This window comes from Bernardetia sp. Wsw4-3y2, from assembly GCF_037126295.1.
Classification (GTDB): domain Bacteria; phylum Bacteroidota; class Bacteroidia; order Cytophagales; family Bernardetiaceae; genus Bernardetia.
In genome coordinates this window covers 585,748-601,782 of record NZ_CP147018.1, presented here as the reverse complement: position 1 = coordinate 601,782, position 16,035 = coordinate 585,748, and the positions used below count along the sequence as shown (strand labels likewise).

The 16,035-nt window shown below is 31.4% G+C and carries 13 protein-coding genes; 7 read left to right on the top strand and 6 right to left on the bottom strand.

The features are described from left to right. The first annotated feature begins 43 nt into the window (after positions 1 to 43). Positions 44 to 538 carry a hypothetical protein gene (locus V9L05_RS23955; protein WP_338815618.1) on the top strand — a complete coding sequence of 165 codons (495 nt, stop codon included), beginning with the start codon at positions 44 to 46 and terminating at the stop codon, positions 536 to 538. Positions 539 to 622: 84 nt separating this feature from the next. Here the strand turns inward: V9L05_RS23955 and V9L05_RS23950 are convergent, their stop codons facing one another. After that, positions 623 to 2,026, bottom strand: a complete 1,404-nt coding sequence (locus V9L05_RS23950; protein WP_338790696.1) for a response regulator — start codon at positions 2,024 to 2,026, stop codon at positions 623 to 625. A gap of 623 nt (positions 2,027 to 2,649) precedes the next feature. Here V9L05_RS23950 and V9L05_RS23945 point away from each other — a divergent pair. The 3 genes from V9L05_RS23945 (at position 2,650) to topA (ending at position 6,214) form a co-directional block, all read left to right on the top strand. Then, entirely contained in the window at positions 2,650 to 2,976 is a 327-nt protein-coding gene (locus V9L05_RS23945; RefSeq protein WP_338815617.1) for a protein-tyrosine-phosphatase, read from the top strand. Positions 2,977 to 3,087: 111 nt separating this feature from the next. Beyond that, positions 3,088 to 3,501, top strand: coding sequence for a hypothetical protein (locus tag V9L05_RS23940; protein ID WP_338815616.1), 414 nt, complete (start codon positions 3,088 to 3,090; stop codon positions 3,499 to 3,501). 214 nt (positions 3,502 to 3,715) lie between these two features. Then, on the top strand, positions 3,716 to 6,214 hold the full coding sequence (gene topA, locus V9L05_RS23935; RefSeq protein ID WP_338815615.1) for a type I DNA topoisomerase: 2,499 nt from the start codon (positions 3,716 to 3,718) through the stop codon (positions 6,212 to 6,214). A 96-nt stretch (positions 6,215 to 6,310) separates the two neighbouring features. On the opposite strand, the gene V9L05_RS23930 is transcribed toward topA, so the two are convergent. From V9L05_RS23930 to V9L05_RS23920, 3 genes are all read right to left on the bottom strand, one after another. Beyond that, positions 6,311 to 6,757 (bottom strand): hypothetical protein, encoded by a 447-nt coding sequence (locus V9L05_RS23930; protein WP_338815614.1) that lies wholly within the window; start codon positions 6,755 to 6,757, stop codon positions 6,311 to 6,313. Positions 6,758 to 6,819: 62 nt separating this feature from the next. Next, positions 6,820 to 7,392 (bottom strand): TetR/AcrR family transcriptional regulator, encoded by a 573-nt coding sequence (locus V9L05_RS23925; RefSeq protein WP_338815613.1) that lies wholly within the window; start codon positions 7,390 to 7,392, stop codon positions 6,820 to 6,822. Between the two features lie 98 nt (positions 7,393 to 7,490). After that, a complete protein-coding gene (locus tag V9L05_RS23920; protein ID WP_338815612.1) occupies positions 7,491 to 10,748 on the bottom strand; it encodes a WG repeat-containing protein in 3,258 nt (1,085 codons plus the stop codon). 398 nt (positions 10,749 to 11,146) lie between these two features. Between V9L05_RS23920 and folB the strand changes: the two genes are divergently transcribed. Next, positions 11,147 to 11,509, top strand: a complete 363-nt coding sequence (folB, locus tag V9L05_RS23915) for a dihydroneopterin aldolase (protein WP_338815611.1) — start codon at positions 11,147 to 11,149, stop codon at positions 11,507 to 11,509. An 8-nt stretch (positions 11,510 to 11,517) separates the two neighbouring features. Here the strand turns inward: folB and V9L05_RS23910 are convergent, their stop codons facing one another. Next, positions 11,518 to 11,943, bottom strand: coding sequence for a DUF1801 domain-containing protein (locus V9L05_RS23910; RefSeq protein WP_338815610.1), 426 nt, complete (start codon positions 11,941 to 11,943; stop codon positions 11,518 to 11,520). A gap of 193 nt (positions 11,944 to 12,136) precedes the next feature. Then, the gene (gene frr, locus V9L05_RS23905) at positions 12,137 to 12,694 is read right to left on the bottom strand and encodes a ribosome recycling factor (RefSeq protein WP_338790684.1); all 558 of its coding nucleotides are present in this window, start codon (positions 12,692 to 12,694) and stop codon (positions 12,137 to 12,139) included. A gap of 287 nt (positions 12,695 to 12,981) precedes the next feature. Between frr and V9L05_RS23900 the strand changes: the two genes are divergently transcribed. Next, positions 12,982 to 13,422 (top strand): GNAT family N-acetyltransferase, encoded by a 441-nt coding sequence (locus tag V9L05_RS23900; protein WP_338815609.1) that lies wholly within the window; start codon positions 12,982 to 12,984, stop codon positions 13,420 to 13,422. 426 nt (positions 13,423 to 13,848) lie between these two features. After that, positions 13,849 to 16,020, top strand: coding sequence for a S9 family peptidase (locus tag V9L05_RS23895; protein ID WP_338815608.1), 2,172 nt, complete (start codon positions 13,849 to 13,851; stop codon positions 16,018 to 16,020). Positions 16,021 to 16,035: the final 15 nt, after the last annotated feature.

Sequence of the window (16,035 nt, the reverse complement as noted above, 5' to 3'; positions counted from 1 at the left end):
AAAATAAGTAAAGCACCAAATCCAATTTTAATTTTATATCACTATGGCAATTAGTAGAGTCAAACTTATATCTTTATCATCAATAGCAGTTGTTTTGCTTCTTTTCTTTGGAGTAGGCAGTTTTTATTATTTCGGTTCGTTTAGTACAGGCGACAGAGCAGGTGTAGTAATAAAAATAAGCCAAAGAGGATACGTTTTCAAAACATGGGAAGGTGAAATGAATCTAAATGACCAAGGAAATACAATAGAAAAATTTGAGTTTTCAGTTGAAGAAGAGGAAACTAAAGTTATTGAAGACCTAAAAGATGCAGCCCTTACAGGTGAACGTATCAGAATTTCGTATGTAGAAAGATACCGTACTTTTGCTTGGCGTGGAGACACAAAATACTTCATTACAGAAGTAGTTAGACAGAAAAACAATGAATTAAGAAACGAAAAAGAAGATAGTAGAGATAATTCTTCAAATCAAAATGAGAATACAGATGATGAAAAGAATGATGAACCAATAAGTACAGATACAACTACTCGTGACATGTAGAAATACTTTTAATACTTCTTAGTGCAAAATAAAAAATCCTTTACTTTATTTAGAAAAGTAAAGGATTTTTCATTGGCAGTTCATTTACCACTTATCATTAGCCACTTTTTCATTTTCTCCATTCTCATTTTCTTCTGTATCAACATGTTTGGGTAAGAAAATGCTAAAATCTGTATATTCTCCTTCTTTCGAATCTACTTGAATTTCTCCTTTATGAATATTTCTGACAATATCATAACAAATGGAAAGCCCTAAACCTGTTCCTTCTCCTGCTGGTTTGGTTGTAAAGAATGGATTAAAAATCTTGTCCATCATTTCTTGTGGAATTCCTGTTCCATTATCTCTAAATATAATCTCAACATTATCATCATGATTGATAGTTCGGACAGTCAGCATAGGTTCAAAATTTTCTCCTAATTTTCGCTTTTTATTATAGAGAGCATACAACGAATTACTAACAACATTCAAAAACACACGCCCCAAATCTTGTGGAATAATCTTTACATTTTCTACATTTGCATCAAGGTTTGTTTCTATTTTAGCAGCAAAACCTTTATAATTATTAATTGTGCTATGATAAGCCAAGCTAATATATTCTTGCAACATCGTATTGATGTGTGTATCTTGATAAACTCCTTTTCGGTCTTGTGAGTGCATCAACATATTATTAATGATGCTATCAGCACGTTTTCCATGTTCATGGATTTTTTCTGAGTTTTCATTCAGGTTCTGCAAAATATCTTTAATATTGTCTACATCATCTGGCGTAATATCTTTTAAACTTCCTTCAACAATATCTTTTCCAACGTTAGCAAAAGTATCATTAAGTTCGACAATCATTTCTTTTGAAAGCTCTGAAAAATTAATGATAAAATTCAGTGGATTTTTTATTTCATGTGCAATTCCTGCTGTCAGCTCTCCTAGAGAGGCTAATTTTTCTTGTGCAATGACTTGCTTTTGAGCATTTTTGAGTTTGCTAAGTGTTGTTTCTAATTTAAAATTAGTTTCTTTTATCTGAGAAAGAGCTTTTTTAAGTTCAGAAGTTCTTTCTTCTACTCGGCGTTCTAATTCTGATTTATGATTTTTTTCTAGCTTAATAATACTCAAATAAGCATTTATACGGCTAGTAAGCTGATAATCATCAATCGGTTTGGTAAGATAATCAGTTGCTCCTAATGAAAAACCTTTTTCTTTGAACTCTTCAGATTTGTAGGCTGCTGTAAGAAAAACAATAGGAATATTTCTGGTCTTTTTACGGCTACGAATCAGTTTTGCCGTTTGAAAACCATCCATTTCAGGCATTTGAATATCCAAAATGATAAGGTCAATCGACTCACGCATCAAAACCTCTAAGGCTTCAATACCCGAATTTGCCTCTACAATTTCAATTTCTTCAAAATGTTCTTCCAATAATGCACGAAGAGTAAATAAATTACTCGGAACATCATCTACAATAAGTACCTGAATGCGAGATAGTTGCTCAGACATGCGTCTTTTTTTAGTTGATTAAGTTGAAATTTGTCTTTTTGCTTTAAACGTATTTATATACTAAATATAAACTTTCTATTTTCAATAAACAAACTCTTTAAAAAATGGAATCTGTAAAAACAATCCTAAATATACAATTTTATAAACACCTTTACAATTTTACATCATTCTTTGCAATAATACAACCGTATTGAACTACAATTTTGCTTAACTGTCACTTTTTAGACAAAAACAGAGTTTGCTTCTATGAATGAAAGTAAATAGAAGTTATTTATTTGAAAATGCTTTGGTTCTATTTTGGTGGATAATCATCAAAAAGGTAAAAAATTAGGCTTTTTTTGGTGGATAAACTTTTACTATTTCCCAAATTTCACCTGTTTCTAAATCAATTTGAACTCTAACTTCTGCTATTTTGTTACAGTTTGGGCAAGTTGCATTCCCTCCTGTTTCTATTCATTCATAATCTCCTCCATGAGAAGGATAATTATATGAAACATTGGATAAGCTAGGCAAAACACTTTACTTACAATAAGGACAATTCATTTTTAATGGATTTTTCATAAAATAGATTTGATAAAAACTGAATTTCAAAAAAACAATCCTAAAATAAGAAAAAATACTCAATGCAAGAAAGACCAAAATTTTTAGTTGTCTGTGGTAAAAACAAAAAACGCAGCCGAACAGCCGAATTTATTTTTAAAAATGATGAGCGTTTTGATATTCGTTCTGTTGGCGTAAGTCCGAAAAGCAACCGAAAAATTACTGAAAAAGATATTGAATGGGCAGATTTGATTTTGGTAATGGAAAATGACCACAAACAAAAAATCAAGAAAATCTATTCTCATTTAGAAATCCCAACGATTGAAATTCTGAATATTCCAGATGAATATGAATTTATGGATGAAGAACTTATCGAAATTCTGACTGAAAAAATTGATTTATTTTTATAAATAACTCCAATTCTGTATAACAACTTACTATTCTGTATAGAAGCAAAAACTAAATTTTAACTGTGTATTCGTTTCTAGAACTGAACATACCTTGAATTAATCAATTAAAATATGAAAACAAATTTCGAAATTGAAGAAAACTATGCTGTTCAGTTAAACGGAATCCATATTGATTTACACAATAATTTTGAATTTAAGGAAATTTTAGAAGTTGATAATAGTGTACAAATTAAATTTATCAAATCAAAAGGAGATTGGATTCATAAAAACGAATTTGAACGATTGAGATTTGTTCACCATAATATAAATTTTATTGAGTCATTTAATGGGGATAATTCAGAATTCCCAGAAGATGAAAACACATTGAGTGTAATTGCATTTTCACCAAAAACTATACGTGATACTAAGGATGGGTTTATGCTAAACAGTAAACCTAATGAAAATGACGATATAATTTACATCTTTCAGAATGATAAAATATTTCGCATAAATTGTGAATGGATAGAGTTAATTGCAGAAAAATGACCACACAAATTAGGCAAATATCAAAAAATAGGTAACTTTGCCATTGTATAAATCTAAAATGTTCTAACATTTTTTTGCATTTATGCGTTAGCCTTTTATATTCTCCCTTTTCTATATAGTTAAAATAGCGATTAAAACTGGTATCATTTCGTATTGGTTTATACGAATTGAGTTTGCCAAATCATCTAGCATAGCCAAAATTTATAAAAAAAATATGTCAAAAAATCTCGTCATTGTAGAATCTCCTGCCAAAGCAAAAACCATTGAAAATTATCTTGGAAAAGACTTTACGGTTACTTCAAGTTTCGGACACGTTCGGGATTTAGTTAAATCTAATGATGCCATTGATGTGGAAAATAATTTTGCTCCTACTTATGTTATTTCAAAAGACAAAGAAGAAGTCATTCGCTCGCTTCGAAAACTTGCAAAAGGTGTAGAAACTGTATGGCTCGCAACGGATGATGACCGAGAAGGAGAAGCTATTTCTTGGCACTTAAAAGAAGCATTGAATCTGGATGAGAAAAATATAAAACGTATTATTTTTAGAGAAATTACAAAAACGGCTATCTTAAATGCTATCCAGAACCCAAGAACTATTGATGATGATTTGGTAAATGCACAACAGGCAAGACGTATTTTGGATAGATTAGTAGGTTTTGAACTTTCTCCAGTGCTTTGGAAAAAGGTAAAATATGGTCTTTCAGCAGGGCGTGTACAGTCGGCAGCTGTCCGTGTTGTAGTAGAAAGAGAGCGAGAAATAGATAAATTTAATGCAAAAGGATTCTATAAAGTAGATGCTGCTTTTGATGTAGAAGACTCAAAAAAATTAAATGCAGAATTATCAAAACGTTTAGATGAAAAAACAAAAGCACAAGAGTTTTTAGAAAGTTGTGTAGCTGCAAGTTTCAAAATTGATAATTTAGAGAAAAAACCAGCTAAAAAGTCACCTGCTGCTCCTTTTACAACCTCAACTCTACAACAAGAAGCAAGTAGAAAATTAGGTTTTTCGGTTTCTCAAACAATGATGGTTGCTCAAAGATTGTATGAAGCAGGTCATATTTCATATATGCGTACTGACTCTGTCAACCTTTCAGAAGAGTCTCGTCAAAATGCAGCCAATGAAATAATAGCTTCGTACGGAAAAGAATATGCTAAAAACCGTACTTATAAAACAAAATCAAGTTCGGCACAAGAAGCTCACGAGGCTATCAAACCAACTAATTTTGCTAATCGTAATCCCGTTTCTGATAATCAACAGCAACGACTTTATGAACTTATTTGGAAACGTGCTATTGCTTCTCAAATGTCAGATGCCAAATTAGAAAGAACGCTTGTAACAATAGGAATTACAAAAGATGGCAAAAAACTAAATGAGACACTCAAAGCAACAGGCGAAATAATTATATTTGAAGGGTTTTTGAAAGTTTATTTAGAGTCAAAAGATGATGATGATGAGGACGACGAAAACAGTGAAACAAAAGGAGTTTTGCCTCCTTTGAAGGTTGGACAAGAATTAAATTTAGAACTCATGACAGCTACCGAACGTTTTACTCGTCCGAAAGCTCGTTATACAGAAGCATCACTGGTAAAGGAATTAGAGGAAAAGGGAATTGGTCGTCCTTCTACTTATGCACCAACTATTTCGACTATTCAAAAACGAGAATATGTAGTTAAAGAAGCTAGAGATGGAACAATAAGAGAATATTCTGTTTTGACTTTAAAAAACAATAAAATTACAAGTAAAACCAAAACTGAAAATACAGGAGCAGAAAAAAACAAACTATTTCCGACTAATATGGGAATGGTTGTAAATGATTTTTTGGTAGGAAATTTTCCAGATATTGTTGATTTAACTTTTACAGCACAAGTAGAAGCTGAGTTTGACAAAATTGCTGATGGAAGTTTAGAATGGGAAAAGATGCTAAAATCTTTTTATGGACAATTTCACCCACAAGTAATAAAGGTAGCAGAAGATGGAGAATATGCCAGTACAGCTAGAGAATTAGGAAAAGATCCAAAAACAGGAAGAGTAATACAAGCAAGAATGGGACGTTATGGTGCTATTGTAGAAAAATTACCATTAGACCCAGAAGATAAAGAACAAAAATCTGAATTTGCGTCTCTTCTTAAAGGACAGTATTTGGATAAAATAACACTAGAAGATGCCCTTGAATTATTTAAACTTCCTCGTGATGTAGGAATGTTTGAGAATAAAAAAGTAGTTGCTGCTATTGGTCGTTTTGGTCCTTATATTCGTCATGATAGCAAATTTGTTTCTATTCCTAAGGAAGAAGACCCACTTACAATAAATGAAGAGCGAGCTATTGAACTCATTAAGGAAAAACGAGAAAAAGATGCTAAGAAAATAATCAAAGTTTTTCCTGAAAACGAAGAAGTGCGTGTTCTGAATGGACGTTGGGGAGCTTATATTGCTGTTGGAAAGCAAAATGTCAAAATACCTAAAGACTTAGACATCGAACCTGTTGATTTGACACTAGAAAAATGCTTAGAACTTGCCGAAGCTGCACCAGAGAAAAAAGGTAGATATGCCAAAAAAACAGCTACCACTACTAAAAAAGCTCCTGCAAAAAAGGCAACAACTAAGAAAGTAACAGCTAAAAAGCCAGCAGCTAAAAAAGCTACAACAGCTAAAAAAACGACAGTTAAAAAATCTGCTGCTAAAAAGACAACTACCAAAAAGAAAACAGATTAATTTGTAATAGTCTTTTTGTAGATTATACTAGAAAAACCATCTTCAAAACTTACTTTTAATTTTTGAAGATGGTTTTAATTTTAAAGATTGAAATACTTAGTCGTTTGCCGAAAACCACAAAGGTCCTACAGCCAATAACAAGACTATACTATTAAAAAAAGTATTGGATGTATTTCCAGAAGCAATAGAACCTGAACTATCTAAAATAAACCAGCACAAAAGACTTATAACTATTGTCTTTCTTACCTCTTCAGGTGCTTTGTCATAAATCCATATATACATACACCAAATCATTACTCCCCAACCCAAAAGAAAACCTCCTGTAAGTGCTGACAAAAAATGAATATCAGCAGATTGATAAGTTGTTGTTCCATCCATTGACCAACTTAATATATTTAATGTTAGACGAGCTGGTTCAGAAGTAGAATCCATCGTTCCTAAAAAGAAAATTGGAGCAAAAGAACCTACAACTATCGCTGTTACTTTTAACCAAAACTTATGAAATTTTTGAGAACGTATTTTGCTATTATGTGATGTTTTCATACTAAATTTGTGTTTAAATAAATGATTTATAATACAAATTTAGAAATAGAGTCTCTTGATTTTTAGACACTACCGTCTAATTTGGGAATGGTTACTCTATTTGTTCTTTTAAACTCTCTTACTAATAGCTTTAATTCGTTGAAATAATTATTCAACCAATCATGATTTAATGTTTCATCTGTAATTTGGAGATAAAAGTTTTCAAGACTTAGTTTGAGCATTAGTTCAGATAAATGAGAGTTGCTTTTTAGATCAAGTATTTCAGACCAAACTCCCAGTATTGCAGGTATTGTCATTCGATTAGTTTTAAGAAAACATTTTTCAAAATCCTCATTCTGCCTGTGGATGCGTAATTGTCGATTAAAAAGAAGATCTGTTTTATGTTCTACTATAATCTCAATTAGCTCTTCTAATGATAAGCAGTTAGCTTCTTTTTCTGCCATAATCTTGGCTTGAAGCACATGATAATCTAGCAAAACACTTATAAATAGTTCTAAATCTGCAAAATGATGATAAAAAGAAGATTTGTTTTTACCAATATCTTTTGACAATCGTTCAATTTTCAATCCTTGAGGTGCTTCATAAGCAAATACTTTATACCCTTTTTCAATCCAAGGTTGTTGAGTTTTATTCATTACTTACAAATTATGTTATCAAATTTATTTGATAATGGATTTTAAAAGAAGTTATTCTAAGAATAAGTTTAATATACTAAAATATCAAATGGATTATTTTACCAATCTCCATTGCTTTCATCAAAGAAGTCTAGCTCGTTTTTTTGTTTTTCTTTCCTTCCACTTTTATTTATGTAATAACGTTCACCATCTTTTTCTACTAGAGCTTGCTGAGTTGTTCCGAAGGCTTCTGCTGCATCATAAATAAGAGGAATAATTATTTTTCCTGCTTTATCTACATACCCCCATTTATTTCCTTTTCTGACAGCAATAGGACTTTCTTCTGTTGTTCCTACATCATCATATTCGGTACTGATCACTTCTTCTGCATCTTCATTTACAAATCCTTTTTTACCATTTTTGGCTACTTCCAAAAGCCCACTAATAAAGACTGAACTAACAGAAGAATAACGATTTGTATTTATTTTTTGATTTCCATTTGTACGCAAATCTAAGAAGCTATAACTCATAATTCCATTTATATTTTCTGAGACAATTATAATATTATCATTATTAGTAAAACGAATTTGGTCATAACTGATAGGTACAATTTCCTCTCCTTTATGATTAATAATTCCCCATTTTCCTTTTTTCTTTACCTCAGCTCTTCCATTTTTAAAATTACCAGCTTGCTCAAATTCAATAGGTAAAATAATTTTTGCATCTGTACTGACATATCCATTTTTTCCATTCAAAGTAACTTTTGCAAATCCTTCTGAGAAGTTATCAATTTGGTCATAAATAATGGGAATAAGCATTTTTCCTTCCATATCAATAATTCCCCATTTGCCATTTTTTTCTACCTTTGCGTAGCCAGCAAGAGGCTCTACATCTTCTCCAAAACCAGAACTTTGAGGGTAAATATAAAAGAAAGATTCTGCATTATCGTATTTTATTGGAATGACAATCGTTTCAGTTTTTGTATTAAAATAGCCATATTTTCCTTCTTTTTTTACTCGTTTCAAGATAGCATTATTTGCCATTAACATATAATCAACATCATCAAAATTGTATTCGATGATTTCATTTTTGCTATTGAGATAATTCCAATGTTCACCTCTTTCTAAAAAAATTCTATTTCTTCCTACTGTTGAGCTTATTTTCTCATACGCAAAAGGCATTACATTCTCATTTTCAACATGAAGCCCCATTTTGCCGTTTGTTTCATCTTCTGTCCACATAAAAGGTATTTCATCCATATCAATAAAAATATCAGAAGCTGAAGCCACTTGCAAATAACGATTTCCAAATTTATCAATAGATTGCCAATCGTCACCATATTTGACCCAACCTTGTTCATCTAAAAATGGCAATGCACCATCATAATTAAATTCTATAAATGGACTTCCACTGATTGAAATATATCCCCATTTTCCATCTTGCTTGACGGCTGCAAAACCTTCAGAAAAGGAATAGGCTTCTTCAAATTTTGGTGGAATAAGCCAATTTCCATCTGCTGATAAATATCCATATTTTGACTTTTCTTCTTTTTCATATTCTTGAGCCAATGCAAGTCCATTTTGAAACGATTCTACCATTTTATATTTTGGCTCTATCAACCACTTTCCTTTTTTATCAATAAATCCCCACTTACCATCTTGCTTAACGGCTGCAAATCCCGAAGAAAAAGGTTTTGCATCTTCATACTTTTTCTTCATTTTTTTTCCTTTTTCATTGATGTAAGTGTATGTTCCATCATGATATTTGGCTAATAAAAAACCATCTGAATAGGAGTAAATATAATCCCATCTAAACTTGGTCAGGGGTTTTCCTTCTCGTTTTATTATACCAAAATTTCCATTGATACGAGCTACTGCATCTCCTCTAAAAAACTTTCCTATTTCGTCATAGGTAACAGGAACAGTAATTTTGCCTTTCGAATCCATTAAACCTGTTTTCCCATCTTGATATACTTTTAGATAATCATTGCTTAGTTTGTCTATCTTATCAAAAACAGGTGGTTGCAAAATCTTTCCAGTCGGACTGATTGCTCCCCAATGTTTGTTTTTCTTGACCAAAATAAGGTTGTTTTTATAAAAAATATCTACTTCATCATACTGAGTTGGAGCGATAATTTTTCCATTTTCTCCCATAAAACCATATTTATTTAACTTTCTTATCCAAGCTAAATTTTCTGTGATAAAATGTATTTCATCATATTCTAAAGGCACGATAAGTTCTCCTTGCTTGTTAATTACGCCCCAATGGTCATTCTTTTTAACGTGTGCAATGCCATTTTCAAAATCATCTATTTCTTGATAAATAATAGGAGTAACTAATTTTCCTTCTTTGTCCATTAATCCAAATAGATTGTCTTGATGAACTTTAGCTAATCCATCAATGAAAGGCTCATAAATTGGATAAGAAGACTTTAAAACTTGATTTCCTTTTTTATCAATAAAAAACCATTCTTTGTCTTTTCTTACTGCTCCTAATCCTTCTGAAAAATACTTTGCTTCATCATAAATAAAATCTACAATGGTTTCACCTTTTTCGTTGATATAGCCCCACTTATTCGTATTATTTTTTGAGCTTTCTTCTGTTCTGACTTCTGCCACTCCTTCATAAAAAAAGGGAATATCTTTATAAATTATCTTCACTACTTCTTTTCCTTCTTTGTCTATTTTGCCCCACAGGTTATTTTTTTGAACTAATGCTGTTCCTTTTTCAAAGTCTTTTGCATTTTCATAAACAAATGGAATAATCTCTTCACCTTTTTTATTAATAAAGCCATATTTTCCATTTTTTCTGACATAGGCTAAGTCTTCTGAAAAGTTATAGGCATCATCATATATCAAATCAATTACTAAGTTTCCTTCTATATCTACAAAACCAACCCGATTATTTTTTTGAACTCTTGCCATTCCATCTTTAAAAGGATAAGCATACGAATATTCAAAAGGTACAATAGAGACATTCTGAACATCAATAAAGCCAGCTCTTCCTTCTAAACGAGCCACTGCTCTTCCTTGCTTAAATGCTCCTAATTCTTGATAAATAATTGGCACAAACTGTTCTCCATCTTCGGTAATATATCCCCAACGACCATTTTTCTGAACTCTAGCTACTTTGATAGGTTGATTTTCTGCATTCTTGATTTGCTCAAAATCTATTGCTTGAGTATAATGAGCAGGAATAAGAATCATTCCTGTTTTTTTGTCTTTGTAGCCATATTTTTGTGTTTCTCCATCGTCGTTACTTTGATGAAAAGGTACTAAATCTTGACTATATACATTATTAGAAAAACAGAAAGTAAATAAAGTCAAAGCCGTAATCAGTTGGCAGACAGAAGAAAGACGAATTAGATAAATATTCATGCAAAGTAGTGGTTAGGCTTAAAACAATTTTCCCATTTTGAAACTATACAAAACTATAAGTAGAATAGAAAAAAAAGCAAGGTAAGTCAAATTTAGGACTTCATAAAACTAATTTATAGTAGTTTGAGCAAAGAAACAAATCAAAATCCTTTTTTACTTTTTTATTTAATGATAGTTTGTGTTTTTATTCCTACATTCAAAGCAAAATAGTACATTTATCTTCTTACTTTTAGACTATAAAGCTGTACCTTTGTAGTAAGGAATGATTACGAAGCGTTTTGTAGTGAAATAAAAAAACTTCGTCCTTCAAAATTTTGTTAGAAAACAATAAAGTGTAGTTCTTTGTAGCTACACTTTTTTTATTCAAAATCATTTTACAAATAATAGATTCAATCAAAATGGGAAAAATAGCCTTAGAAGAATTAGAGTTTTTTGCCAAACATGGCGTGCTTAAAGAAGAACAAATTATTGGAAATCGCTATCGAATTGATGTCGAAGTAGAAGCAGACTTAGAAAAAGCCTCAAAAAGTGATAATGTAAAAGATACAGTAGATTATGGACATCTATACAGAATTGTAGAACGAGAAGTAAATACACCAGCAAAACTTTTAGAACACTTAGCAGGAAATATCCTAAATGGAATATTAGAGGAAATTCCGAAAGTAGATAGCGCAAAAGTAGTTGTTCACAAATATAATGCACCAATTGGAGGTGTTTGTAAATGGTCAAAGGTTACTTTAGAAAGAAATAGAAAAAAATAATCAAAAGTCTAACTCTTCTTATTATCTATAAAAAGAGCTGCTTTATGAAGCATTTTACAAAAATCATTTTCAAAATCTTTATTTTTTTGGTCTTGAATTTCTATTTCTGCATCAGTTAAACTTTCTATATTTTCATACATTGTTTTGGGAAAATAAACGTGACGAATACGCTTGAGAGAAAGAGATTGCTGAGCAAAGAAATTTTCTTTATCTTCCAAATGTATTCCATCCATAAAACCAATGATTAGATTTTCTTTTGTAGGGCGAAGATAAAGCAATGGCTTTTTTTGATAATCATAGAAAGGCATTCTCCATTTTATAGATTCCTTTATAGTTGGAAATTCTCTAAAAATGAGCTTACGCAAATAAAAAAGTTCGTTTTGATACTTTTCTTGTTTGAAAATATATTCGCTTACTGCTTCTGATGTTTGCATTTTTGTTTATTATCAAAAAGCCTTTTCCAAACAAATTTAGAAAAGGCTTTTTAAGTTTTATAATTTCAGAAAAATAATTTCTAAAATCTAACTCTTTACCAAAGAACACAAATTAAATAAACTACTATTTTTGAATTACTAATTTATTAATAGTCAATAATTTACATTCGTAATTTTTAATTCGTAATTGATCTTAAACTGTTGTAATATCTTTTTCTTTAGCTTCTAAAAGTTCATCAATTTTTTTAGTATAATCATCAGTAAGTGTTTGGACTCTGTTTTCTGCTCCTTTTATCATGTCTTCTGGCGCACCATCGATAGCACGTAGTGCATTATTTGTATTCTTACGAACATTACGAATTCCTATTTTACCTTCTTCTGCTTCGTTTTTGGCACGCTTTACAAGTTCCTGACGGCGTTCTCCTGAAAGAGCTGGTACATTGATACGAACCAAATCAGCTTCTCCCATTGGATTAAAACCTAAATTACTATCACGAATAGCACGAGTAATTTCGGCTACCATGCTTTTTTCCCAAGGCTTAATCATTACTGTTTTTACATCAGGAATAGAAATATTTGCTACCTGAGCAAGTGGTGTTTGAGCTCCATAATAATCTACCATAACACCATCAAACATAGAAGCTGTTGGCTTGCCTGCACGAATTTTACTAAACTCTGAAATAGTATGTTTAACAGCTTTGTCCATTTGTTCTTTTGCATCATCAAGATACATATTGATTTCCTCTTGCATAATTTCTATTGATTTGAATGATTTTGAATAAAATTTATATTCAGATTGAATTTCTAGTAAATTAAATACCAAAACTACTAAATTACTCTAAAAACATGCTAACTATTTTGAGAAAAATTAGTTTTGTAATTATTTTTCTGTTCAATCAATTATAAAATAATGCTAGAAAAAGTCTATCTTGTTTGACAAATATTGATTCTATTAAATAGAAGTTTTACTTTTTAGATAACTTCAACTTGCTTATATCTTATTTTTAGTTTTATTTTTTCACTTTTGCCTTATTTTTTATGTTAGAATTTAGAGTTATCGAACACAATTCAAAAGATTATTGGGATACTGTTCATTTGAGAGAGTTAGTTTTGCGTCAACCTTTAGGAATGCGTTTCTCCTCAGAGGAGTTAGAGTTAGAAAACAATAGTTATCATATTGCAGTCTATGACGAAACCAAAAAAATAATTGGTGCTGCTATGTTTGTTCCTTTATCTTCTACAAAACTCAAAATGCGACAGGTAGTAGTTGCAGAAGATTGGCAAGGAAGAGGAATTGGAAAAGAACTGATTGAATTTGCAGAAAATTTTGCTCAATCAAAAGACTATCACCTCATTGAAGCAAATGTAAGACAAACAGCAATGGGATTTTATGAAAGTATGAACTATCAAAAACAAGGAAAAGAATTCACCGAAGTTGGTATTCCTCATATGAAAGTAGAGAAAAAATTGAATTCATAATTTCTGAGCATTTTTGTAGTGCGACAAAAGCGTAGCTAATTGAGACACCATAGCTGTAAGGCTATTAATATTTTTTTCTTCTACTCAGTTAGGAGTTTCATATTGGTAGATAAAAATAGAAAAATTAAAATTCATGTACTTCGTAGGAGTTGTATATTGGTCGCATTTTGCACTAAAAATCTTGAAATCTACCAATATGTAGTTCCTAAGGGAACAGAAAGACAAATAAATTTTTAACCTTACGGCTATGGTATCTCCACCAACGAGCATCAAAATTCGAATAAAATCAATAAGGTGCAAAAATTGTCAAAAAAACATTTAAATTATCGCTCAAAACATAACACTACCCAAAAAAACACTAATTTGTCATATCTTGCTTTCCCAAAGTAAAAAATACCTGTTCAACTTTAACTACTCAAAAACACAATGCAAACAAACTTTTCAAAACTCTGCTTTACTACGGCAGTTATAGGTTCTTCACTTCTTTTTAGTTGTGGAGAAAATTCTAAAAAAGATAATTCAACTGAAACTATGACAATTACAGACACACTTACGCCTCCAATGGCTCAAAAAGTTCCTCAAAAATTAGAAGAACACGGATTTACACGCATCGACAATTATTACTGGCTTCGTGATGATAGCCGTACAAAACCTGAAATGTTGACTTATCTAAATGCCGAAAATGACTATGTAACAAAATCATTAGCACATACAGACGAGTTACAAACAAAAATTTATAAAGAAATTAGAGGAAGAATAAAAGAAGATGATGCTTCTGTTCCTTATAAATATCAAAATTATTGGTATTACACTCGTTATGAAGAAGGAAAGGAGTATCCAATTTATGGACGTAAGAAAGAAACTTTAGATGGAAAAGAAGAAATTTTATTGAATGGAAACGAACGTGCTGAAGGAAATGATTTTTATTCAGGCAAAATTAGTGTCAGTACAGGCGAGAATATGATGGCTTTTGCAGAAGACACAACAGGAAGAAGACAATATACTGTTCGTTTCAAAAACCTAGCAACAGGAGAGATATTAGCAGAAACTATTCGAAATGTAGAACCTTCAATAGTTTGGGCAAATGATAGCAAAACTCTTTTTTATGTAAAAAAAGATCCTGAAACATTGCGTTCGCATCAAGTTTGGAGCCATACATTGGGAACAAATCCTGAAACTGACAAACTAATTTATGAAGAAAAAGACGAATCGTACTATACATATATTGGAAAATCAAAATCCAAAAAATATGTAATGATTTATCTGAGCAGCACCCTAAATACAGAAGTTCATTTAATTGATGCTGATAAGCCAACAGCAAAACCAACTGTATTTTTGAAACGAGAAGCAAAGCACGAATATAGTGTAGAGCATCAAGACGACCATTTTTACGTAGTTACAAACTGGGAAGCTCAAAATTTTCGTTTGATGAAAGTAAAAGTAGGTCAGCAAAACGATAAGAGCAAGTGGGAAGAAGTAATTGCTCATCGCCAAGATGTTTTGTTAGAAGATATTGAAGTTTTCAATGATTTTATGGTTTTGAGTGAGCGCAATGAAGGACTTTTACAACTTCGTGTCAGAAATCAAAAAGATAATACTGAACATTATATGGAATTTGAAGACCCTGCATACATGGCTTATACTTCTCAAAACTTTGAGTTTGATACAAAAACACTTCGTTTTGGTTATACTTCCATGACTACTCCAAATTCTGTCTATGATTACGATATGGAAACCAAAGAAAAAACACTCAAAAAACAACAAGAAGTAGTTGGAGGTTATAAAACTACTGACTTCGTTTCAGAACGTGTTTATGCAACTGCAAAAGATGGAACAAAAATTCCTATTTCATTAGTCTATAAAAAAGGAACAAATAAAGATGGAAAAAATCCATTAGTTGTTTATGGTTATGGTTCGTATGGTGCTTCGATGGACGCTTATTTTAGTGTTTCAAGATTGAGCCTTTTAGAACGTGGTTTTGTGTATGCGATTGTGCATATTCGTGGTGGACAAGAAATGGGAAGACAATGGTATGAAGACGGAAAACTTCTAAAAAAGAAAAATACCTTTGAAGATTTTATCGCTTGTACAGAGTTTTTACAAAAAGAAGGTTTTGGAAATCCTCAAACTACTTTTGCTGCTGGTGGTAGTGCTGGGGGACTTTTGGTAGGAGCAGTTGCCAATATGCGACCAGATTTGTATAAAGGAATTATTGCTGCCGTTCCTTTTGTTGATGTAGTTACGACAATGCTAGACGAGTCTATTCCACTCACAACAAACGAGTTTGACGAATGGGGAAATCCTAAAGATAAGGAATATTACGATTATATGATGAGCTATTCACCGTATGATAATGTAGTTGCACAAGATTATCCAAATATGTTGGTTACAACAGGTTTGCACGATTCGCAAGTTCAGTATTGGGAACCTGCAAAATGGGTCGCAAAACTTCGTGAATTCAAAACAGATAAAAACAAACTTTATTTCAAAACTAATATGGATGCTGGACACGGTGGAGCATCTGGGCGTTTCGAAGCTCTCAAAGAAACAGCTTTAGAATATGCTTTTATGTTAGATTTGGTGGGTAAAAAATCGTAATTTATTAAACAACTG

Bases quoted from the DNA above. Each gene is read 5' to 3' on its own strand.
- topA (WP_338815615.1), top strand. From the start codon at position 3,716: ATGTCAAAAAATCTCGTCATTGTAGAATCTCCTGCCAAAGCAAAAACC.
- folB (WP_338815611.1), top strand. From the start codon at position 11,147: ATGGGAAAAATAGCCTTAGAAGAATTAGAGTTTTTTGCCAAACATGGC.
- V9L05_RS23900 (WP_338815609.1), top strand. From the start codon at position 12,982: ATGTTAGAATTTAGAGTTATCGAACACAATTCAAAAGATTATTGGGAT.
- V9L05_RS23925 (WP_338815613.1), bottom strand. From the start codon at position 7,392: ATGAATAAAACTCAACAACCTTGGATTGAAAAAGGGTATAAAGTATTT.
- V9L05_RS23930 (WP_338815614.1), bottom strand. From the start codon at position 6,757: ATGAAAACATCACATAATAGCAAAATACGTTCTCAAAAATTTCATAAG.
- V9L05_RS23910 (WP_338815610.1), bottom strand. From the start codon at position 11,943: ATGCAAACATCAGAAGCAGTAAGCGAATATATTTTCAAACAAGAAAAG.
- V9L05_RS23950 (WP_338790696.1), bottom strand. From the start codon at position 2,026: ATGTCTGAGCAACTATCTCGCATTCAGGTACTTATTGTAGATGATGTT.
- V9L05_RS23945 (WP_338815617.1), top strand. From the start codon at position 2,650: ATGCAAGAAAGACCAAAATTTTTAGTTGTCTGTGGTAAAAACAAAAAA.
- V9L05_RS23940 (WP_338815616.1), top strand. From the start codon at position 3,088: ATGAAAACAAATTTCGAAATTGAAGAAAACTATGCTGTTCAGTTAAAC.
- V9L05_RS23895 (WP_338815608.1), top strand. From the start codon at position 13,849: ATGCAAACAAACTTTTCAAAACTCTGCTTTACTACGGCAGTTATAGGT.
- V9L05_RS23920 (WP_338815612.1), bottom strand. From the start codon at position 10,748: ATGAATATTTATCTAATTCGTCTTTCTTCTGTCTGCCAACTGATTACG.
- V9L05_RS23955 (WP_338815618.1), top strand. From the start codon at position 44: ATGGCAATTAGTAGAGTCAAACTTATATCTTTATCATCAATAGCAGTT.
- frr (WP_338790684.1), bottom strand. From the start codon at position 12,694: ATGCAAGAGGAAATCAATATGTATCTTGATGATGCAAAAGAACAAATG.